Here is a 21,877-nt window from a genome sequence, read left to right on the forward strand (position 1 = left end):
GGGATTTTCTAATGCAACAAAGCAAAATAAGTTTTACACAAGCCATTACTTCTAAATCTTTGAGTTATTTTTCTAAACTCGCGGCCAATTTGAGTTATACCAAAACAGCTCGAGCTTTAGGGATTACTCAGCCGGCACTGACCCAACAAATCAAAAAAATCGAACATAGTATTGGGACGCCGCTCTTTTACTCGGTAGGCAAACAAATTCACTTAACAGATGCTGGGCAAATTTTGTTGTTGGCGGTCGAAGAAGTCCAAACGACGATTATCAACGCCGTAGATCAGATTCAACAATCGACCCTCTCGTCTACTGGAACCATTAAATTAGGGGTCTTGGCTTCGATGGAAACTTGTGTTTTGGAAGCATTTGCGATTAGTTATCATCAAATCCAGCCAGAAGTGACTTTGGAGATTTCTCTGTTGACTCGGCGGCAGTTGTGGGATGATCTGGAGAATAATAACATTGACTTAGCTATCATGTATTTACCAGATGTGGCGATTCGTAATTGGCGCCCCTACAAAACTAAAAAAATTATTGATGAAAAATTGTTGCTCTTACATGATAATCCCCAATGGTTAGGTCAAAGTAAAGTTAGCCTAAAAAAAGCGGCTCAAGAAGAGCGAGCCTGGGTCATGTATCCGCGAGGTTACTATGTGACCGAGTTACTGTGTGAGAAGTTTAAAAATTTGTTAGTTGATGTTCCTCCTTGCGCTGGACGCTTTGCCGCTCCCCAACAGATTCTTCATTTTGCCCAAACAGAAGAACTTTATACGGCTTTTCCCGAAAGTTTTGTTTTAGCCCATCAGGAGGAAATTCAGTTCCAGACTGCTGTGCTCGAACCAGAAATTAATTTTGAGTTAAATTTTGTTTACCGAAAAGAAAAAATTAATATTCCGCGAATTGCAACCTTTATTCAGAATTGGGATCGGTTTTTACAGGAAGAAAATTATCAAAAACGACTGAAATCTCTTTCCTAATTGAATTTGAGTGTACTATAATTAAAGTGGTTTAATTAAAAGTATGGAGGTAGAAACTTGGCAAAAGAATTAGTTTTCGGGCATCAAAATCCCGACACCGATGCCATTTCAGCAGCAATTGAATATTCTTACTTACAAAATCAACTAGGATATGATACTGAAGCTGTGGCTCTAGGTGAACCCAATAAAGAAACTGAATTTGTTTTAAATTATTTTCACCAAGAAATGCCGCGTGTTGTCCACAACGTTCATGATGAAGTTGATGCGGTGATGTTAGTAGATCACAATGAAAAACAACAAAGTGCCCCAGATATCGATCAGGTAACGGTGACTCACGTAGTGGACCACCACCGGATTGCCAACTTTCAAACTAGTGCTCCCTTATATTATCGGGCAGAACCAGTTGGTTGTGTCAGCACAGTTGTTTGGAAGTTATATCACGAGCATCAGATTGAAATCCCTAAAAAAATCGCCGGTTTGATGGTTTCAGCAATTATTTCTGATACTTTATTGTTGAAGTCCCCAACGACCACGGATACTGATCGCCAAGCAGTTGTTGAAGCAGCCCAGATTGCTGGAATTGATTACGAGGCTTATGGCCTAGAGATGTTGAAGGCTGGTGCCGATATTTCTGACCAAACTGCAGCTGAGTTGATTGATGCCGATGCAAAAAGTTTTGAAATGGGTGGTAATCAATTTCGGATTGCGCAAATTAACGTCGTTGATTTGTCAGCAGCCTTAAAACGTCAGGCTGAATTTGAAACAGCAATGGCTCAAAGCTGCCAAGCTAATAGTTATAACCTTTTCTTGTTGGCAATTACCAACGTCTTGGACAGCGACACAACCGTCTTGGTTAGCGGACCAGAGGCTTTGACTGCTAAAGTTGAAGTAGCTTTTGGGAAGAAATTAGATCAAGGTCAATTGTCTCTTCCTGGAGTAGTTTCGCGGAAAAAACAAATCGTTCCACCTTTACAAGCGCAATTTTAGATTATTAATAAAGAAAGTCCGATTGTTTTACAGTCCTTAGTTCGCTTCAAAGTGTTAGGATTGTGGAAGAGTTGGGCCTTTTTCATTAGTTAAGAAATGGAGGATTAGAGATGCAAGAAGCTGAAAAATTAGCGATTTTAGAACAATTAGTGAGTTTTCCCTCGGTCAATGATCATGAACTTCCGGTAGCTCAGTATCTCCATGATTTATTAGCGCAACATGGAATCGATAGCCAAGTGTTATCCTTAGGCGGTGACCGGGCTAATCTAGTCGCGGAAATCGGTAGTGGCCAGCCAGTTCTAGCACTTTCGGGACATCTGGATGTTGTTGAAGTTAACCGAGATAATTGGCAAACGGATCCTTTTCAATTAACTAGTCAAGGAGATCGTCTTTATGGTCGGGGAACGACGGACATGAAGGCGGGACTAGCTGCTTTAGTTATCGCGATGATTGAATTAAAAGAACAAAACATCTCAATTTCTGGGACAGTTCGTCTCTTAGCGACAGCTGGGGAAGAAGTAGGACAAAAAGGCGCTCAAGCTCTCTATGAGGCTGGTTATATGCAAGATGTAGAGACGCTTTTAATTGGAGAGCCAAGTGGTTATCGGGCTGTTTATGCTAATAAAGGTGAATTGAATTTAACTTTAACAGCGCAAGGACGAGCCGCACACAGTTCAATGCCGAACCTCGGAATTAATGCTGTGGAACACCTTCTTGAATTTTTGCAACAGTTAACAGTGCAAATTAAGCCCTTGATTGCTGCTCATCCTAACGCAACTTTAGGACAGACGGTTTTTAACATTGACCAAATTCAAGGCGGCAGTCAACCCAATGCTATTCCAGGCAAGGCCCAAGCCGTCTTAAATATTCGAACGGTGCCAGAATTAGCGAATGGGACGCTTGTTAATTTGGTGGAAGAAACTTTAGCGAGCTATAATCAAGGACATGCTGGAACGATTAAGCAAACTGTCGGGATGGATATTATGCCGATTGTCGGTCAGCGCGAAGCAAAAATTATTCAACTAATTCAAAAGATTGCCCAACCGTATTTACAAAATTATTCTTTTGATCCTGCCCAGTTAAAGAAATTAGAGGCGGTGGCGCAAGCTCAAGGTGGAGATTATTCTTTAACTGAAGTTGTCCCCATTGCGGTTTCGGGAGGAACGGATGCTTCGCAGTTGTTGATTGATCAGCCCCAAGGAGCCAACTATGTAGCTTTTGGTCCTAGTAGCGATAATCCGCATGAAGATAACGAATATATTTCACGCCAAATGTACTTGGACTTTATTCAAATTTATCAGGAATTAATAACTGCTTACTTTAATCAATAATTGAAGTAAACAAATTAGTTGTTCTAGAAACAATGACCTTTAAAATAAAAATTGAAAGGGTGATTAGATGAAAATTATGGTGATTGGAGCAACGGGAATGGCTGGTTCGGCTATTGTTCAGTTGGCTCTGCAACAGCAGCATCAGGTCATCGCCGTTGGTCGGAATCAAGATAAATTAGAAAATTTGCGCAAAGAGCAGGCGACTGCTGCACAATTAACTTTACAAGCGCAAAATGCTTTCACACTTACTAAAGCGGACTTACAACAAGTCGATGTAGTGGTTGATTGTTTTGCGACTGCTCCAGAACAGGCCTACTTACACGTTGATTTAGCCACCCACCTAGTCGCGGAATTACGTGAATGTACGCAGCCCCGTTTAGTCTTTATTTTGGGAGCGGGAAGTTTGCTGGCTGGAAGCGATCAGCATCTCCATGTTCATGACTTGGAAAAATTACCGGGAGCAGCTAATTTTATTGCTGTCCCACAAAATCAGTTAGCAGAATTGCAATTTCTGCAAACCGTAAAAAATGTTAACTGGGTAGGTATTTCTCCTTCAGATAGTTTTGAAAAAGGGCCCACAAGAGCTTATCAATTAGGACAAGATCAACTTTTGGTCAATGCTGCGGGAGAATCAGTAACTACTTCGGGCACGATGGCTGAAGTAGTCATGCAAGAAATCAGCAATCCCCAGCATCATCAGGAGCGTTTTACGGTCGTGAATCAGTAATTAACTAGAAAAGTGAATCCGGAATTTCTCGGTAAACGGGATCTTCCGGATTTTTATTTTGAAATATAGTGGACAAAAGCCACTAAATAATTTATACTGACCCTAATAAAGGTCAGGAGAGGTTTAGATGGTTCTGCCCAAAAAGCAAATTAATCAAATTCGGGACTTTAATCGGCAATATACACAAGCCTTGGGAGTTTTGGACAAACGACTTTTGGGGCCAACTTTAAATTGGACTGAAGCGCGAGTCTTGTTGGAAATCAAGCTTAATCATTGTCCGACACCACTTGCTTTGGCTCGTTTGTTGGATTTAGACAAAAGCTATACCAGTCGGATCATTAAGAAGTTAGTCCAGAAGCAATTGGTAAGCAAAACGGCTTCCACCCAAGACTTGCGCTCGGTAACTTTGACGTTAACCGCGAAGGGAGACGAAGTGGCGCGAGATTTGGATCAAAAATCGCAGGAACAAATCCGCTGGTTATTACGGAATTTAAATGCTGCAGAACAAGAGGAATTTTACACAGGGATTAGGAAATTAGCTCAGCTTTTAACAAAGGGGAAATCATAAATGTGGCAGATTCAAACTTTTTCCGAATTAGATCAGATTGATTTATATCAAATTTTAGCTCTCCGAACAGCAACTTTCGTCGTTGATCAAAAACGAATCTACCAAGAAGTTGATGGACAAGATCTCAAGGCAATTCATGTTTTTAACCGTTCTCCTGCTCGTCAAATCGCTGCTTATGCGCGGGTCTTTTTAAGTGATCAGGGAACTAAAGTAACCTTTGGGCGAGTTGTGACTGCGCCTGAATTTCGCGGTCAGGGTTTAGGAGCTAAATTAATGGAGCTTGTTTTGACAACGATTGCTCAACGTTTTCCCGGGATTCCGATCGAGATTGAGGCTCAAATTCAAGTGGTTCCTTTCTATGAAAAATATAATTTCACCAAGATTGGAGAGCCCTTTATCTTTCAACAGACACCCCATGTGCGGATGGGGCATCTTGCACTTTAGGGAAAAAGTTCCGGAAATTTAAAATGAAAAACTCAAACCAGTCGATTTCAAAAATGAGATAAACTGGTTTTTTAATTGCCGCTATTGATAGTGCAAAATTGAATTTTAACTAGCTCTAGGGAGTACTTGTAATGAATTTGTAAAGCAAGAGAAGATTCTTTGGAAGGAGAAAAGCGATGAGTGCAGCATAATCATCAATACCAGCTACTAGTTCAGAATCAATGCAGATTATCTTGCATGCAGGAAATGCGAAAAGTGATGTTTGTGAAGTTTTAGCTGCAATTAAAGCCGGACAAATCTGGGTTTATGAGATGAAGCAAGATAAAGCGCAAGAAGAAATTAAACAAGCCCATCACTTATATCAGTAGAAACTAGAAGATGGGGATGTAGCTAGCGATCACTATCATAGATTTTCTGAAGATCTGGAGTTGATGTGCGAAGGTGGACAAAATTCCTATCTTTTCTCACTTTCTTAGCCGCGAATCATTAAAAATTACCGCGGCGAGGTTAATCCAACAGGAATTGATTTTTATAATCGCTTGATTGACGAATGTTTACAAAAAGGAATCACCCCCTTTGTTACTCTCTATCATTGGGATTTATCGCAATGTTGGGTTGAAAAAGGTGGTTGGCTAAATAAGGACGTCTGTACTGCTTATCAGCACTATGCGCAAGTTTGTTTTGCCGCCTTTGCATTGGCCAACTTTTAATGAACCAAAGTGGATTATTGTTAACGGATACTTAATTGGCAACTGATGTTTTCAACAATTGGTTTTTTAATGTTGGTTTTAGATCCCCAAAAACTGGGTTATACCGGTAATTTAGTGGTTGGGATGGTCGGGGAATTATTATTGCCCTAGGGGTAGCTATTTTGACGACTGAAGTTAACTTTGAAAAATAGATCTTATGATTTTGTTTTTGAAATTTTACTGGCAGCTCAAAATAAGCAATCAAAAAAGACAATTACCGCTCGTTTTCTTATTCATATTAGTTGCCTTTTCTTGTATAACTTTTATTTTGCTTTTTGAACTTTGAAAGAAAGCAGAAAAGCCCCTAGAGTTAAAATTAAGACGAAGATTAAGCCCCGTTGCGTACCAAGCTGCAAACCAGCTTGACCCAGTTGCTGGAGACTGCCCGAGGCCATTAGAGAAGTTATGATGGCAGTTGCTAGAGCACCCACAATTTGTTGAAGAGTATTTAAAATGGCGCTTCCATCAGCACTTTGGGGGCCACTTAAGCTATTGAGACTATAAGTTTGTACCGGAGACATAGCTAAGGGAGTACCAACTATTAAGACAATATGTCCGATAATCGCTAAGGTAAGTGATTTTTGAAAGCTGGTCAAAAGAAGAATTAAAGCTCCGATGATTGCAATTCTTGATCCTAGTCGGGTGAGACCTTGAGCCCCAAAACGGTCGTATAGGCGTCCGGATACGGCAGAAACAAGAGCGTTGACAATTCCTCCAGGAAACATCACTAAGCCACAAAGGGCTACCGGTAAGGCTAAAACTTGTTGTAAAAATAGAGGTAGTAGGTACACATAGACCCCAAAATGATGCCAAAGTTGAACATTACCAGAATTGTTCCTACTGTAAAATGCGATTGCTGAAAAACCCGGAGATTGAGAATTGGTTGGTCAAGCTGGGGTTGCCGCCGGGTATAAAAGGCTAATGAAACGAGGCCGATAGTTAGAGAAACGAGCACTAATGGTGCCAGCCAACCTTTTTCTGCTGCTAGAGAAGCTCCGATAACAATTCCAGCAAAGCCAAGAGTTGAAAGAATAATTGAAGGTCAATCAATTGGAGCTTTAGTTTGCGGATAAATATTTTCTAAATTATAAGCCGTGAGGATTAGGGCCAAAATTAGGAAAAATTAGGAAAGGAATAAAGAGCCAGAAAATATAGGGCCAAGATAATTTAGCTAAAAGCAGATCCGTAATCGTCGGACCAACGGCTGGGGAAAACATGATGACTAAAGCAGCACGTCCCATGGCAGTTCCAATTTTGTAAGGAGGAAAGATCTGTAGTGCTACGGAAAAAAGCAATGGGAAAATCAGCCCAGTACTTAAACCTTGGATCATCCGCCCGATTAGAACCATGGGAAAGTTAATCCTCAAAGCGGAAATACAAGCCCCTAGGATAAAGGCACTTAAAGCAAATAAAACAATTTTTTGGTGGCAAACCACTTACTCAGTAAGCTGGAAAGAGGCATACAAATTCCAATAATTAACATATAACCTGTGATTAGCCACTGAATCGTTCCCTGATTGACTTTGAGGGCCGTCATTAGAGAAGGGGAGTGCAATGTTTAAAGAAGTTTCTGAGAACATTCCCACAAAGGCGCCAATCATCAGTCCGAGTATGGCTCCAGTGGGGTGGGCGACTTGGGGCTTAGTTTGTGCAATTTCCATAAATTACTCCATTTCTGTACTCCCTAAAAGGAGCCCTAATTTAGAACATTTTTAGGCGACTTGATTGTGCTAGCAGAAATTGGAGCGCCACGTAAGTAAAAATTACAACTAATTTTTCCGGAAATTTTCCTTAGGGTTTCATGATTTATAAAACTTCGTTTCAAAGTTAAAAAATTGAACGACTTTATTTCTTGTCTTGATCCTTGGAAGTCGGGGGTTGATTAATTTGATTCAAGGCTTGTTTTTGCTGTGTATCGATAATATGCGTATATAAGCCGGTGGCTTTGGTGGAGCTTTGGCCTAATTGAGTTGCGACAAGATGTTCATTTTTAGTTTCTAAGTAAAGTTTGGAAGCCAAAGTATGACGAAGTTTATGGGGTGTAATACGAATCTGATTAAAAGCTTGAGAATATTTGGCCACTAATAATTCAACGGTGGAACTGCTAATCCGCCGGGGGTTAGGGCGCCCTTTGGTCAAGAAGAGGGCAGGGGTAGAGGAGGTAGCTTGGTAACGCAGCGTGCGGATTTCTAGATAAGGTTGTAAGTAAGGCAAAACCCACTGGGCAATAGGAACAGTATCAAACTTCCCTCCCTTACGTTGAACTTTAACTTGAGCCTGTTCCCAATTTAAATCGGTGAGATTGGTGTTGGTCAGTTCTGAAACTCGAATACCACTCCCCAGCAACAAAGCATTAATTGCCAGATCGCGTTCCCGATCGCGCTGGTATAAATTAAGTTTTTTACGATTATTTTGCTGAGCACCATAATCGTGAGCAATAAATTCCAGATATTGCTGATCATTATCCAATAAAAGTTGGGCTTTGATATTTTGAGCCCGCGCTTGAAAAGTTTCACTATCTGGAATCAGACTAACTTTTTTCATAACATTTCGATAAAAGTAAGGTTCACCATCAGGACCCTCTGATTCGACGGTTAAATAACGAAAGAGTGCTCCCAGAGCATTTAAAGAACGATTGACGGTTTTAACTGAGAGAGTTCCCTGAGGGTTTTTCTTATTAGCTTTTCCGCGGTTGAGTAAGAAGGCTTTGTAGAGACCAACGTCCTGTTTACTGAGATGTTCCAATTCTTCTAAGGTAATGGCTGCGGGATTAGCTGCTGAACTGACCCCGGTATCAATCAACCAAGTAAAGAAACGCTTGAATTCATTTAAGTACTGATACAAAGTTGCTGGTGATAACGGGACCACGCTTTTTTCCAAATAATATTGTTGGACATAAGTTGGTAGCTGTGCGACCAGTTGCTCGTTGTTAGCAATGTAATGGGCTTTATCCATAAGTAAAAAACCTCCAGTTAAAAATTAGACTTAATGGGACTGAAAAATTGGTGGGCTGATTCTTCTTATCCATAACTCAATAAAATGTCAATTTTATTGAGTTATATTTTAGCATATGAGGGACTGGAAAACCACTAATTGAATAGTTCTCCTGGTTCTGAAGTTTTTATGTTTTTAAATTAAGAGTTTGACCAATCAAAAAAATTAAGAATCAACTGCTGGCCGGAATTCCCTTTTTAAAACTCAAATCCAAGTAATAGATCAACAGATTAAGGCTGGATGAAATTTAAAATAAATAATTTGGGACTTTAATTACTTATAATTAATTATTTGTCTTTATTAAGTTACTCCAAACAATTATTTACCAATCCCTTTTCTTGGCTTTAAAAATTCCGATTTTAAATTATGAAAAAACCTATCAATTCCAGCCAATTTAAATGGGAAATTCCTCATTACCCTGAATGATAGCTCTCTTCAGGCTTTCACTCTACTTTTATGGAAGTCGTTTACAATTAAAATTAAGAAAAATCCTATTTTATCAAGATTAAATCTTAATTTAAACGGACTAAACTTCATTTTAAGATAATTGACATTCTAGTAGAGTGTGATAAATTAGGTTCAATTTACAATTATTTTCTGTAAAGATAGCTGGAATTAATAGCTTTAGGAACTTAATTTAAGGAGGAATTATTTTTGAAAAAAACAGATAAATTTACGCAGTTAGGTTTGACTTTTGATGATGTCTTATTAATTCCAGCTCCTAGTGATGTTTTGCCTCGAGAAGCTCAACTTGAGACCCAATTAGGTTCCAACTTAAAGTTACATATCCCAATCATCAGCGCTGGGATGGACACAGTCACAGAAACGGAAATGGCCCAAGCGATGGCTCAACAAGGTGGTTTAGGTGTCATCCATAAGAATATGGGAATTGCCGAGCAAGCTCAAGTTGTGCAAGCCGTTAAAAAAACACCCGTGGAAGATCCAGCCCTGGCCGCAGTTGATGATCAAGGCCATTTATTAGTCGCCGCAGCCATTGGTGTTGCTCATGATACTAAAGAACGTACTACTGCCCTCTTAGCTGCTGGTGCTGATGTTTTAGTGATTGATACAGCACACGGTCATTCTCATGGTGTTTTAAAAGTAATTGCTCATTTACGAGAAGAAAATCCCGATGTAACCTTGATCGCCGGAAATGTAGCTACTGCCGCGGGTACTAAGGCTCTTTTTGAAGCCGGGGTTGATGTCGTTAAAGTGGGTATTGGACCGGGTTCAATTTGCACGACTCGAGTAGTTGCTGGTGTGGGAGTTCCACAAATTACGGCAATTTTTGAAGCGGCTCAAGTAGCGCAGGCTTATGGGAAACAAATTATTGCCGATGGGGGCATTAAATACGCTGGCGATATTGTCAAAGCTTTAGCTGCCGGGGGAAATGCGGTCATGTTAGGAAGTATGTTGGCAGGAACTGCAGAAGCCCCAGGAGATGTTTTCCTAGCTGATGATGGGCGCCAGTATAAATCTTATCGCGGGATGGGTTCTGTAGCTGCGATGCAAGAAGGTTCTTCTGATCGCTACTTCCAAAACAATGTTCATGAATCCAAAAAGTTGGTTCCGGAAGGAATTGAAGGTCGTCTCCCCTACAAAGGTAGCGTGCGTGATGTTTTATTTCAGCTAACGGGAAGTTTGCGCTCTGGAATGGGTTACGTCGGAGCTCGGACAATTGATGATTTGATTGAGCAAGCCCAGTTTATTCAGATTACAAATGCTGGCTTGATTGAATCCCACCCTCATGAAGTAACAATTACCAAATCAGCTCCTAACTATAGTGGTCGCTAATTAACCACTTATTTGATTAATAAATTACTTTAGATACGACAGATACGACAAAAGGACCCTCCCAAAATGATCTGAGAGGATCCTTTTTCTAATCCAACTTTTGCAGTTGCTATTTGGAATTGGAAGATGATTGTTTAAAAAGCTTTTGCCAATCAATCATCAAAATTTTTCCTTGAGAATCGCGAGGGACTACTTCAGCAAGAGAGTGACTATTGAGGACATGTTTATAGCTTTCCTCGGCGTCGGAAAAAATATCTTTGGCGACTTGACCATATTTGGTAACTAAGTTCTCGGAATTAAAAATTTTATAGAGCATATCGTAGTTACCTTTTTGAACGAAACTATGATTAGATTCTGCAATAATGAATAAATCATAGAAACTAATATCTTCAACTTTCTTATTTAAAGAATAACCTCCATTCTTGGAAGCTGTAGATTTAATTAAACCAGCGTCCTTTAATTTTTTAGCTATTTTCTGGAGATAAGTATGCGAGACTTCTAAGCGTTCGCTTAGTTCGCTAGACTTGAGTTTAACACCATCTGGTAATTCCGCCAAAATCACGATAATTGCTATAGATTGAAGGAACGAATTACTTAATTTCAAAAAAACCACCGCTTATTTTTATTTTTGTGTTTTCCTATTGACATTTAATATCTACGGATTTATTATATCCACAGATGTTAAACATCCGTAGATTTATTATATCCATGAGTTAAGTTAATGGTAAGTTATTTGGACATAAGAATCAATAACAAGAGGTGGAATTTATGAAAAAGATTTATAAGTTGACCCTGATTATTACAATCATGGCGTTGATCCCGGTTATTTACTCAAGTCTGTTTTTGGGGGCTTTGGAAGATCCTTACGGGCGGTTAGATACCTTGCCCGTAGCGGTGGTCAATACCGATCAGGATGCTAATCCTGTCTATCATCGCCTAATTAAGGCTAAGATTTTTGATTATAAGTTAGAAAGCTCAACTAAGGCTCAAAAAGACTTACAAAATGGCGATGTTTATGCTGTTGTTAGATTTGATAAAGATTTTAAGAACAAGATGCAAAACTTTGTTCGGACTTCGCAGTCACCGAAGATTCAACTCACGACTTCTGAAGGTTTAAGTTATTCAACGACTAAGATGGTTCGCAGTGCGATAGAACAATTCACAGATCGGGTCAATCATGCTAATAGTCAGTTAATGATAGTCCAGTTACAGGCGCGGCATATCCCCTTACCAGCCAATATTAGTTCGGTTATTCAGTTGAAGAATAATGATATCCATCCGGTTAAGAACAATGGTGAAGCGATGACTCCTTATATTCTTTCTTTAACCCTCTTTGTTGGTGGAATCTTTGTTAACCAGTTTGTGATGCGGAAGTTTGCTAAAAAAGGTGACGACTTACCAGTTTACTGGATGAAACAATTCTTATTGCCATTATTTATTAGTGTTTGCCAAGTCGGCTTATTGTTGCTCTTTAACCAATTATTCATTCATATCTCAATTGATAAGTTCTGGGGTGCTGTTCCCTTCCTTCTCCTTGTCGCGGCAACCTTCTGTAGTATCATCGTCGCCTTTAATAAGTTAATCCCGGGAATTGGGAGTTTAATTGTTCTTTTACTAACTATGCTACAGACTTCTTCTTCGGGTGGAGCTTACACCATTGCTTTATCTGCTCCATTTTTCCAAACCATTCATCAATTCTTGCCGATGACTTATAGTGTGGCCGGTTTACGAAAGTTAATTAGCTTGAACACTTACAATGTTTGGCCGGAAGTTGGAATTTTGTTATTGTTCTTTATTGGTGGACAGATTATTTTACTGTTAGCTTATCATAAACATGAAAATCGGCTGTTTGGCTAAGCTTATCCATTGATAAAGATTTTAAGTTATAATGTAATTTTACCAAGTTAAGTAAGATTTATTTTTAAGAAAAGAGGAATCATTATGGATCGTGAAGCTAAAGATGAAAGTATTAAATCAATTAAGGAAAGTAGCAAGAACTTAGGCCATATCTTCAAAAAAGAAGGCAAAGCTTATGCTGATTTAGGTAAGAAAGTTGCTCAAGAATTCAAAGACTTGAAGAACAAGGACTAATTGCCTCCTTTAAAAGATAAAAAGCATTAGTGAAATTAACTTTTCACTAATGCTTTTTTGATCTGTATAATAAAAAAATAATCCGCTATCGTTACTAAGAAACGAAGCAGATTGTAAACTAAACTTTTTCAAAATCTTTGATCCAACCGAGGGCCATAGCATTTTCTCCCAGATGAGTACCAATGACCGGACCAAAATAACTTTGTTCAATTGTTAAATTCGGAAATTTCTCGCGAAGATGTTTTGTCCAAAGATCATTTTCCGGCCGATTATTGGCATCTAAGACTAATAGTCGATAAGGAAAATCGGCAGCTGCTTGGACCGCCTCAAAACGTTGTTCAGATTTGAGATAGGCTTTTTTCATGGAACGAACCTTTCCAAAGGCGACGATCTTGTCGGTTTGGTCGTCAAAGGTTAATAAGGGTTTAATATTGAGCATCGAGCCAATTACGGCGGAAGCGTTCGAAAGCCGCCCGCCCTTTACCAGATTATTGAGGTCGTCGACAATTAAATTTTCATCGATTGTACTCCGTAAGTCCTCTAGACGAGCCAAAATTGCTTCCAGTTCTATACCCTCTTGAGCCATTCTTCCAGCTTCTAAAGCTAAATAACCCATTAAACGTACTGTAATATGAGAATCAAAAGGAATAATTTTGATATTGGTTTTGGATTGGGCTAAAGACTGTAAACTATTAATAAAGCCAGAAATAGTCTTTGCAAGGTGAATGGAAATTACCACTTCGTAGCCTTCGGCAGCGAGCTCGTCATAAAGTTGGCTGACTTCTTGGATTTCCGGTTGGGAAGTTTTGGGAAGTTCAGTAGTTTTCCGCATTTGCGTATAGAATTCTTCATTTGTAATATCAATTCCCTCGTGAAACACGTGATCATTAATAATTACGGGTGTGGAAATTACCCGAATGTGATAACGGTCGGCTTCTGCCTTTGAGAGATACGAAGAACTGTCGGTCACGACAGCAATTTTCATAGATTGTCACCAGCCAAATTTTAAATTCAGTTCATTGTCTAAATAATACAATAAAATATTATATCACACTCCTTAATCTAGTGTAAAATAAGAAAATGAAGTCTACGAGCTAAAAGAAAAAAATCTTATCAGGAGTTAAAATATGTCATTTGATGGTGTTTTTACCCACGTAATGGTTCAAGAATTAAAAGCTGCTTTAGAGGGTGGACGTTTAACTAAAATCCAACAGCCCTTTGCCCAAGAATTAGTCTTCACGATTCGAAGTCATGGAAAAAATCAAAGCCTGTTATTATCAGCTAATCCGACTTATGCTCGGGTGCAATTGACCCAAGTTAAATTGGCCAGTCCGCAACAACCCAGTACTCTAGTGATGACTTTTCGAAAGCATTTAACTGGAGCAATCTTACAAGCGGTGAACCAAATTGCTAATGATCGGATTATGGTTTTTCAATTTCTAACCCGGGATGAATTTGGCGATCCCCAAACTTTCTTATTATGTGTTGAAATTATGAATCGTCATAGCAATATTATTTTGGTTCACCAGGCCACTGGGAAAATTGTAGAAGCCATTAGACATATTAGTTGGCAGCAAGATCGTTACCGCGAATTGTTACCCCAAGTAACTTACAAGTTGCCACCAGCTTTAAAACAAGCTGACCCATTTGATCAGTTTGCCCGAGAGAAGTTTCTAAAAGCTCAAGGGCAAGCAATTGCCCTAGCTTCAGCTGTTGAACTTGCTAGTTTGTTGCGCCAAACATGGATGGGTCTAGGGAAAGAGACTAGCCAAGAACTAGTGACGATTACACTACAAGCTCGCCCCGATTTGCGTTCCATTCAACGAGCTTGGCAGCAATTTTTCACGGCTTTGAGAAAACCTCAGCCAACTATTAGTCTTGATTCCAAGGATCGTCAAGTGTTTACGCCTCTTCCCTATCAGTATTTGCAAAATCTCGAAAAAAAATCATTCCAGTATTCAACTTTGAGTGGCATGTTGGATGTTTACTATGCTGACCGGGCGCGGCAAGATCGGGTTCGCCAACAGGGAGCCAATATTTTACAAGTTGTTAAACGTGATTTGAAAAAAAATCAAACTAAACTACAGCGTTTGCAGCATGATTTAGCTAAAACTGATTCTGCAGAAACTAGCCGAATCCGAGGGGAACTTTTGACAACTTATTTAAATCAAGTTCCTCGAGGAGCACAATCAGTACAATTGGCTAATTATTATGATAACAATCAACCACTGACGATTCCGTTGCGCCCCGAACTTTCGCCAAGTCGCAATGCACAGAGGTATTTCAAAACTTACCAAAAATTAAAGCACTCGGTACGCCATCTGCAGTCGCAAATTACGACAACCCAAACAGAGATTGACTACTTAACTGGTATTTTGAGCCAGTTAGCTTACGCCCAGCCCCAGGATATTGCCGAAATGGAAATGGAATTACGACAACAGGGTTATTTAAAGCAAAAATCACACCGATCAAAGCCGCACAAAACGAAAGTCCGTTTAGGTGAAAAGTGGTCTTTGAATGACCAAACAGAGATTTATATTGGAAAGAATAATCTACAAAATGATTATCTGACTACCAAGTGGGCCGATAAAAGATATACTTGGTTGCATGTTAAAGATAATCCCGGCAGCCACGTTATTATTGCCAAATTTGCAGTGACTGCTGCTGAGCTTACTCAAGCGGCGCAAGCAGCAGCCTACTATTCTCGGGTGGGACGAGCGGGCGCCAAAGTTGCGGTTGACTACACCAAAGTTAAGTATGTGCATAAACCTAATGGTGCCAAGCCGGGCTATGTAATTTATACCCATCAAAAGACGCTTCTAGTTGAACCGCAATTACCAAAAAAGAACTTGAACTAGCTCAATCTTTAATGCTGAGCTTAATTCAAGTTCCTTTTTGGTGTCGGAAGATTAACAAAATTACTTATTAGATCACGGGGTCTCGACCAGTGTCCATATCTAGATTAGTTTGTAAAAAAGCAAGCAAGTACAGATTATAAGCACCAGCTAATACACAAGACCAATTTTAATTAATCCCTAGTTCAGAAAGTATTTATTCTTCAATTTTCCTTTTTATCCTCTTTACTAGTAGAAAGATCATCTTTCTTAGTTAAAGAAGCTACATTATCGGATAAGATTCCAATGACAGTAAGAAAAGTTGTACCACCAAAGATACCGCCGATAATCTGGTGATTATTAAATATTAAATAAAAAGATAAAATTATGAATACCAATAAAATAGCGATAGAAGAAATCAAAGAAACCCAGGCCAATTTATTTTTAGTATTCTGTCGAGAGGTTTCTAGCTTTCTTCTATGGACAGAGGACAGATTCATTAACGCCGTTTTCGATTATCTCCTTTGCTGCACCGTCATAACCCTTGAGAATTTTAGGGTGTGGGATAGGACCACTATACATTTCCATTGTGGCCAACATGTTTTTGCGCTTAGATTCTGGCAAGCTTTTCACTTCATCCAAAAGAATCTGATCTTTGGTTTTATTATCCTTATCACTTTTATTGTTATTTGTTAATTTATTTGTTGTCATATTGGTGTACACTAAATCTTAAATCAGCACCAACTTTTTCCCAGCCCTTGGCAATCGATTTCTCTACACTCGGGATGGAATCAGTAGTGAAAAGTTTAAAAACGAATGGATTAACGATGTCCGAAGCAATTCCTTGAATAGTTGAACTAATGTTTTTACCAATACATATAAACATTCTGTATCATTGCTCCCTTCCTAAATCCTATAGAATCGTATTATAACATGGTTGATTAGAAATACTGAATTTTTTATTTTTTAGAAGGTAGTTCCTGTAAGGGATCAAAATAGCGAATCCGAGTGGTGTAAACACCGTTGGTGTTTTGATAAATTAATAATTTTCGACCTAGGCGAATGCCCGGAGTTCTCATCGAATCTAATCTTAGAGGATTGCCTAAGAGGGCATGACTCAAAAGATTAATAAAGTCTGGATTCAATTGTTGAATAAGTCCAAGATTGTTGCTGAAGCCAGCCTTAATTTGCCGAACTTGGTTGTCCTGGATCAGAATCGTTCCAAATTGAAGTGTCGATTGATGATGTTGCAAGTAGTGCTGAGCCTGTTGGCGAAAATTATAACTGTGATGCCCAGGCACAGTAGTGACTTCGTAGCGCTGCTTGTTTAAGGGTTTTAAAATACTAGTAATTGGATCAGCAAACCAATATTGCTGGTTTTCCGTGCGGATAAAAGCGATCTCTTGTAAGAATTGCACCTGCTGTTGGTTAAAGTAGGACCAGAGATTATATAATTCAATAGTTTGCTGGATAGCTGGTTGCTCATCTAGTTGGTAACTTAATTGTAAATGGTCAGTTGCCGAATATAAAATTGATGGTAACTCCAAAGACTGCAAGCCGGGTTCAGTGACAGCTTGGACAGCGGTTTGCGAAGTGAAATTAGCTAAAAGATTCCCCTTGGTAGCTACAGAAAAGCCATCGTTAACGTACTGATTGACTAATCCTTGAGCTAATATAAAGAGCTCATAGTTCGAAATGACGTTAGTGTTTTGCTGCCCAGCGAGCGTAATTTGGGCCGGGGCTAAAGTTTGTTGAGGTTCCGTTAAATACAAGTCGTAATGATTAGTTACTGCCCCGTGCTCCAGATCAAAGGAAGCTGGTGTGGCTTGGGGAGTAAGATTCAAATGTAATTGTTGTGTAATTTTTTGGACTTGTTCGGCGGTTAAATGCCAAAGTTTAGCAATTAATTGATTATCAAAACCATAATGCTTAGCTTCTAGTAATAACTCAAAGTCCCCTCTTTGATAAGCCAAAAGCCGTGCTAAATCGAGGAGATGACGGAGAGTTTGTAAAAAAGTTAAGTCATATTTGGTGAAACTATAAATTTCGCTAATTTCAAAGCCCCGATCTAAAGCTTCACAAATTGTAATAATTAGTTGGGTATTATTGTGAAATAAGGAAGATTCAATTTGTTCATCTAAAAGAACTTTTTGGGGACGTTGGAGAAAGATTAAATCCGTGATTTGCCAAATTCGAAAGCCCTTCATAAGAATTGTTTCCAGATTATTGCTATTGACGATAAAAGCACCACTGGAAGTTTTACGGGGACCTAAGTTGACTTTAGGATTTTGATTTTTCTTAGTTTGCCAGACAGGAAAACGAGCGGTCAAGTGATTGGGGGTTAATTCGACGGCGCCGTTAATTGTTGCTCCATTGAGAGCAGTAATCGTCTGCAAACGCTGCCCCCGGGCTACTTGACACCAAATTTCCAAGATTGGATAACCGGTATTTTCCAATAAAGGTAAGATCTTACTTTGAAAAAGTGGTGAAATTTCTAAAATATAAAAAGATCTGCTTTGTTCATCAACGGCCAAATGGTAAGTACAACTACCGACAATTTTGAGGAGCGAACTAAGGCGAATAACCGCGTCTCGTAAGCGTTGCAGTAAAGTGTTTCCAATAGAAAAAACGGGAGCAATGCTGATCGAATCTGTGGAATGAATTCCGATGGGATCAAGATCTTCAGACTGATAAACTAAGGCATGATTATCGAATTTATCACTCATTGTCACTAAGGTAATTTCTTTGAAATTACTGATACTTCGTTCGACCTCAAAACTGGTAACTTCTGAATTGGCTTGGAAGAAGTCGTGAAGTTGTTTTTGCGTGGTAATATTATGCCAATAAGTTTTTTGCTCATTAAGATTGCTGCGAATAATAATTGGAAAATTATGTTGATGGGTAAATTCTAAGGCTGCCGGGTAATCAGTCACTGTTTCGCGTTCGATGAGGCGAAAACCTTGACTATCAAGAAATTGATTTAGTAAGCGACGACTTAAAGTCAAATTTAAATTCTTAGTATTTAAACCAAGAACCTTAACCTTTTCTTGAGTAAAAAAATCAACACGAAACAAAGTACGCAGAACCTGCAAAGCTGTCGGATTACTAAAGCTAGGAAAAATGGTCGTTATTTGGTAATCATGGATTACCTGCTTGATTGTTGCGCTGGTTAAAGGGGCTCGAATAATTGTTACTAGATCATGGACCATGGTAGTAAGGGCCTCGTGATTTTCAGTTAGTAAGAAAACTTGGTCCCCAGCCTGACGAAAGACTTGACTAGCAACTAATTGGGCCTTTTCTTGTTCTAGACGTTCACTGGAGGCAAGACCACTAGCCGTCCCGAGAATTAAAAGGTTTTGTGTCATAGCTGTTTACCTTGCTTAAAGGAAGTTATCATTTCCATAAATTCATCAAAAACATAGCTGGCATCGTGAGTTCCGGGAGCAGCTTCAGGCTGAAATTGAACGGTCATTGTGGGGTCACTTCGGTGACGCAGACCTTCAATAGCATTGTCAGTCACACAACGATAAGTAATAAAAAAGTCTGTATCTTTAATACAAGTGGGATCCACCGTGTAGTTATGATTATGATTTGAAAATTCAATGTTTTCTGTAGCAATTTCTAAGGTAGGAACATTTGAACCATGATGTCCATATTTAAGATTAGTAATTGTCGCCTGATTAGCTAAGGCCACGACTAAATGACCCAAACCAATCCCCAGAATCGGTAACTTTCCTTCAAGATCATGACAAGTTTGAATAGTTTCCGAGATTTCTTGGGGACTTCCAGGACCACTAGTGAAAAGAACCGCATCGGGGTCAAGATCTAAGATATCTTGAGCAGAAGTATTATAGGGTAAGATAATGGAGTCACAATTTCGAATTGAAAGTTGGCGGAGCATCGAAAACTTTAAGCCTAAATCAACAATCGCAATTTTAAAACTAATATTGGGATTGGGATAGGGTTGTTTGGTCGAAACGGTCTTCACCCGGTCTCGAGGAATTACTAAAGCGCGAATTTGATCGCGAGCATGTTCATCAGCCGTATCCATAATACTAGCTTTCAAAGCACCATTTTTTTTAATATGAGCGGCTAAACGCTGCACGTTTATGTTGGTAATTCCCGGTAAGTTTCTTTTTTTTAAGAAACTATTAATAGATCTGGAATTATTAGTATCTAGTTGACTAAAAGGTAGGCTATTGAAGATAACTCCTTTACAACTAGGGGTAATTGATTCGTAGTCATCACGGTTGACGCCGCGATTATTGATGATCGGCGCGGTGAAAACAATAATTTGATCGTTATATGTCTGATCAGTAATTGTGTTTTCTAGGCCGCCCATATTATTGGTAATTACTAGTTCTCCGGTTGAAATTGAAGGAATTCCAATACTGTCACCTTGAAAAACGGTCCCATCCTCGAGAATCAAATATTTTTTCATTCGGAACGCGAATCTACAATTTCAATTTTATCTTCATCGTCGATTTCTGCCATCAAGACTTGGATAGTTTCACGATGAGAAGTGGGAATGTTTTTCCCAACGTAGTCGGCGCGGATGGGAAGTTCGCGGTGACCTCGGTCAACTAAGACGGCTAGGGAAATTTTACTAGGACGACCAACATTCATAATGGCATCTAAAGCGGCTCTGATTGTCCGTCCGGTGTACAAAACATCATCAACCAAAACGACATGTTTATTATTTATGTCTTCGGCTTGAAATGGTGGCTGACTAATTTCAGCTTCGCGTTCTGGTTGATCGTCGCGCCAATGGGTAATATCGAGGGCAAATTCTGGAACGTGAATTTCTTCCAATTGCTGTAAACGCATTTGGATTCGTTCGGCTAAAAAAGCTCCGCGAGTTTTAATTCCAATGAGAATCAAATTTTGATTACCTTTATTTTTTTCGATAATTTCATAGGTGATTCGAGTTAGAGTTCGTTTCATTGTTTTATCATCGACAATTTCTTTGTGCATCAGTTTTCTCCTTACTAGTTATTCTAGTTATTTTTGCTTGATGATTGGCGTAAGTTTGTCAAAGTGGTTTGGAAAATAGTCGGTGGTTCGACACTAAATTCTAGCCATTCTCCGGTTCGGGGATGGTAAAAGCCCAACCGAGCAGCATGAAGAAATTGTCCAGCTCCCGGGAGGGTTTTTTTGGGTCCATAAAGCAGATCTCCCGCTACAGGATGTTTAATATATTGGAGGTGGACGCGGATTTGATGGGTCCGCCCAGTTTCCAAGTGGCATTCAATTAAGGCATAATTGGCAAAATTTTCTCGAACCTGAAAATTAGTAACTGCGTTTTTTCCGTTGGCCACCACAGCTTGCCGTTTTCGATCTTGAGGGTCACGACCGATGGGGGCTTCAATCCTCCCCTTTTTCTCAGCAAATGGACGATGAACAATGGCTAAATAACTGCGCAAATTAGTTTTGTCTTTTAATTGCTGGGATAGACTCTGTTCAGCTAATTCAGTTTTGGCCACCATGAGCAGGCCGGAAGTATCCTTGTCAATTCGATGGACGATTCCTGGGCGTAAGGAATCATCACTTTGAACTTGGGTATGGTACAAAATGGCATTAACTAAAGTATGGTCTGGATGTCCGGCCGCTGGGTGAACCACTAAACCTTGGGGTTTATTAACCACCAAAACATCTTGATCTTCGTAAACAATATCCAGTGGTAAATCTTGGGGGAAAGCTCGCAATTGCGGACGTGGTAAAACTTGAACCGTAATTTTGGCTCCTGCCTGAACTTTGGCACCACTCTTGGTGATTACTTGCTGATTAACTTCAACTGCTCCAGCCTTAATCCAGCGTTGAATTTGAGCTCGGGGATAGTCATTTTGAGCTTGACTAATGGCTTGGTCTAAACGAAGCGGCCCGGTTGAAGTAGTAAATTCGATCGTCTTAATAACCTTTATCCTCACTTTTCAATAGACTTCCTAATAAGAAAATTACACCAATCGTAATAAAAATATCAGCTAAATTACAAACGAAATTTAGAAATGGTAAATTAGCAAGATTCAAATAAATGAAATCTACTACATACCCACTAAAGAGCCGATCGCAGGCGTTGCCTAAGGTGCCGGCCAATAGAAGTGCTAGTCCCCAAGAAAGAAGTGGTCGTTGTCGATAGTTGTGAATTAAATAGTAACCCAAAATGAGGACGGATACCCCACTAATGAGGAGAAAGAACCATAATTGACCCGCAAGTAAGTTATAAGCGGCCCCTTGATTGTGTAATTTTAGAAAGCCCAAGGTGTTGGGAATTAGAAAAATTGGTTGGGATCCAGTAAGGACTTTAGTAGCAATCCATTTACTTAACTGGTCTGCCCCTAAACCACCAAAAATAATTATTAAATAAAGCCACATTAATTA

The 21,877-nt window shown here is 39.4% G+C and carries 20 protein-coding genes and 2 pseudogenes; 12 read left to right on the plus strand and 10 right to left on the minus strand.

Annotation, left to right across the window (positions count from 1 at the left end; all coding sequences use genetic code 11):
- The first annotated feature begins 11 nt into the window (after window positions 1-11).
- From HU830_RS01000 to HU830_RS01040, 8 genes and pseudogenes are all read left to right on the plus strand, one after another.
- Window positions 12-980: a LysR family transcriptional regulator gene (locus tag HU830_RS01000; protein ID WP_176941958.1), complete on the plus strand. Its 969-nt coding sequence runs from the start codon at window positions 12-14 to the stop codon at window positions 978-980.
- 57 nt (window positions 981-1,037) lie between these two features.
- Window positions 1,038-1,967 (plus strand): manganese-dependent inorganic pyrophosphatase, encoded by a 930-nt coding sequence (locus tag HU830_RS01005; RefSeq protein WP_176941959.1) that lies wholly within the window; start codon window positions 1,038-1,040, stop codon window positions 1,965-1,967.
- A 110-nt stretch (window positions 1,968-2,077) separates the two neighbouring features.
- Window positions 2,078-3,298 carry an ArgE/DapE family deacylase gene (locus tag HU830_RS01010; RefSeq protein ID WP_176941960.1) on the plus strand — a complete coding sequence of 407 codons (1,221 nt, stop codon included), beginning with the start codon at window positions 2,078-2,080 and terminating at the stop codon, window positions 3,296-3,298.
- Between the two features lie 67 nt (window positions 3,299-3,365).
- The gene (locus HU830_RS01015; protein WP_176941961.1) at window positions 3,366-4,025 is read left to right on the plus strand and encodes an NAD(P)-dependent oxidoreductase; all 660 of its coding nucleotides are present in this window, start codon (window positions 3,366-3,368) and stop codon (window positions 4,023-4,025) included.
- A gap of 127 nt (window positions 4,026-4,152) precedes the next feature.
- A complete protein-coding gene (locus HU830_RS01020; protein ID WP_176941962.1) occupies window positions 4,153-4,593 on the plus strand; it encodes a MarR family winged helix-turn-helix transcriptional regulator in 441 nt (146 codons plus the stop codon).
- Window positions 4,594-5,037, plus strand: a complete 444-nt coding sequence (locus tag HU830_RS01025; protein ID WP_176941963.1) for a GNAT family N-acetyltransferase — start codon at window positions 4,594-4,596, stop codon at window positions 5,035-5,037.
- Window positions 5,038-5,258: 221 nt separating this feature from the next.
- Window positions 5,259-5,405: a PTS lactose/cellobiose transporter subunit IIA gene (locus HU830_RS01030; protein ID WP_176941964.1), complete on the plus strand. Its 147-nt coding sequence runs from the start codon at window positions 5,259-5,261 to the stop codon at window positions 5,403-5,405.
- 63 nt (window positions 5,406-5,468) lie between these two features.
- Window positions 5,469-5,747: pseudogene (locus HU830_RS01040) on the plus strand (family 1 glycosylhydrolase).
- 302 nt (window positions 5,748-6,049) lie between these two features.
- Here the strand turns inward: HU830_RS01040 and HU830_RS09125 are convergent.
- Together HU830_RS09125 and xerS are read right to left on the minus strand one after the other, a co-directional pair.
- Window positions 6,050-7,447 (minus strand): annotated as a pseudogene (locus HU830_RS09125) (DHA2 family efflux MFS transporter permease subunit).
- A gap of 184 nt (window positions 7,448-7,631) precedes the next feature.
- Window positions 7,632-8,741 carry a tyrosine recombinase XerS gene (gene xerS / locus HU830_RS01050; protein ID WP_176941965.1) on the minus strand — a complete coding sequence of 370 codons (1,110 nt, stop codon included), beginning with the start codon at window positions 8,739-8,741 and terminating at the stop codon, window positions 7,632-7,634.
- A gap of 693 nt (window positions 8,742-9,434) precedes the next feature.
- Between xerS and guaB the strand changes: the two genes are divergently transcribed.
- Window positions 9,435-10,574, plus strand: coding sequence for an IMP dehydrogenase (guaB, locus tag HU830_RS01055; protein ID WP_176941966.1), 1,140 nt, complete (start codon window positions 9,435-9,437; stop codon window positions 10,572-10,574).
- Between the two features lie 109 nt (window positions 10,575-10,683).
- On the opposite strand, the gene HU830_RS01060 is transcribed toward guaB, so the two are convergent.
- Entirely contained in the window at window positions 10,684-11,178 is a 495-nt protein-coding gene (locus HU830_RS01060; protein ID WP_176941967.1) for an RrF2 family transcriptional regulator, read from the minus strand.
- Window positions 11,179-11,342: 164 nt separating this feature from the next.
- Between HU830_RS01060 and HU830_RS01065 the strand changes: the two genes are divergently transcribed.
- On the plus strand, window positions 11,343-12,431 hold the full coding sequence (locus HU830_RS01065; RefSeq protein ID WP_176941968.1) for a YhgE/Pip domain-containing protein: 1,089 nt from the start codon (window positions 11,343-11,345) through the stop codon (window positions 12,429-12,431).
- 84 nt (window positions 12,432-12,515) lie between these two features.
- Complete coding sequence (locus HU830_RS01070; RefSeq protein ID WP_176941969.1) at window positions 12,516-12,665, plus strand: hypothetical protein; 150 nt, start codon at window positions 12,516-12,518, stop codon at window positions 12,663-12,665.
- 118 nt (window positions 12,666-12,783) lie between these two features.
- On the opposite strand, the gene HU830_RS01075 is transcribed toward HU830_RS01070, so the two are convergent.
- Window positions 12,784-13,650: a DegV family protein gene (locus tag HU830_RS01075; RefSeq protein ID WP_176941970.1), complete on the minus strand. Its 867-nt coding sequence runs from the start codon at window positions 13,648-13,650 to the stop codon at window positions 12,784-12,786.
- A 142-nt stretch (window positions 13,651-13,792) separates the two neighbouring features.
- Here HU830_RS01075 and HU830_RS01080 point away from each other — a divergent pair, with 142 nt between their 5' ends.
- The gene (locus tag HU830_RS01080) at window positions 13,793-15,523 is read left to right on the plus strand and encodes an Rqc2 family fibronectin-binding protein (RefSeq protein WP_176941971.1); all 1,731 of its coding nucleotides are present in this window, start codon (window positions 13,793-13,795) and stop codon (window positions 15,521-15,523) included.
- 453 nt (window positions 15,524-15,976) lie between these two features.
- On the opposite strand, the gene HU830_RS08710 is transcribed toward HU830_RS01080, so the two are convergent.
- From HU830_RS08710 to lspA, 6 genes are all read right to left on the minus strand, one after another.
- Window positions 15,977-16,210, minus strand: a complete 234-nt coding sequence (locus tag HU830_RS08710; RefSeq protein ID WP_176941767.1) for a hypothetical protein — start codon at window positions 16,208-16,210, stop codon at window positions 15,977-15,979.
- Window positions 16,211-16,458: 248 nt separating this feature from the next.
- The gene (locus tag HU830_RS01090) at window positions 16,459-18,864 is read right to left on the minus strand and encodes an ATP-binding protein (RefSeq protein ID WP_176941972.1); all 2,406 of its coding nucleotides are present in this window, start codon (window positions 18,862-18,864) and stop codon (window positions 16,459-16,461) included.
- Window positions 18,861-19,940, minus strand: a complete 1,080-nt coding sequence (locus HU830_RS01095; protein ID WP_176941973.1) for a carbamoyl phosphate synthase small subunit — start codon at window positions 19,938-19,940, stop codon at window positions 18,861-18,863. Before HU830_RS01095 ends, HU830_RS01090 begins: the two co-directional genes overlap by 4 nt.
- Entirely contained in the window at window positions 19,937-20,476 is a 540-nt protein-coding gene (gene pyrR / locus HU830_RS01100; protein ID WP_324196246.1) for a bifunctional pyr operon transcriptional regulator/uracil phosphoribosyltransferase PyrR, read from the minus strand. The genes HU830_RS01095 and pyrR overlap by 4 nt, the downstream gene beginning before the upstream one ends.
- A gap of 20 nt (window positions 20,477-20,496) precedes the next feature.
- Window positions 20,497-21,426, minus strand: a complete 930-nt coding sequence (locus HU830_RS01105) for an RluA family pseudouridine synthase (RefSeq protein ID WP_324196234.1) — start codon at window positions 21,424-21,426, stop codon at window positions 20,497-20,499.
- Entirely contained in the window at window positions 21,407-21,871 is a 465-nt protein-coding gene (lspA, locus tag HU830_RS01110) for a signal peptidase II (RefSeq protein WP_176941975.1), read from the minus strand. Before lspA ends, HU830_RS01105 begins: the two co-directional genes overlap by 20 nt.
- Between the last annotated feature and the right edge of the window lie 6 nt (window positions 21,872-21,877).

This window comes from Bombilactobacillus apium, from assembly GCF_013385145.1.
Lineage (GTDB): Bacteria > Bacillota > Bacilli > Lactobacillales > Lactobacillaceae > Bombilactobacillus > Bombilactobacillus apium.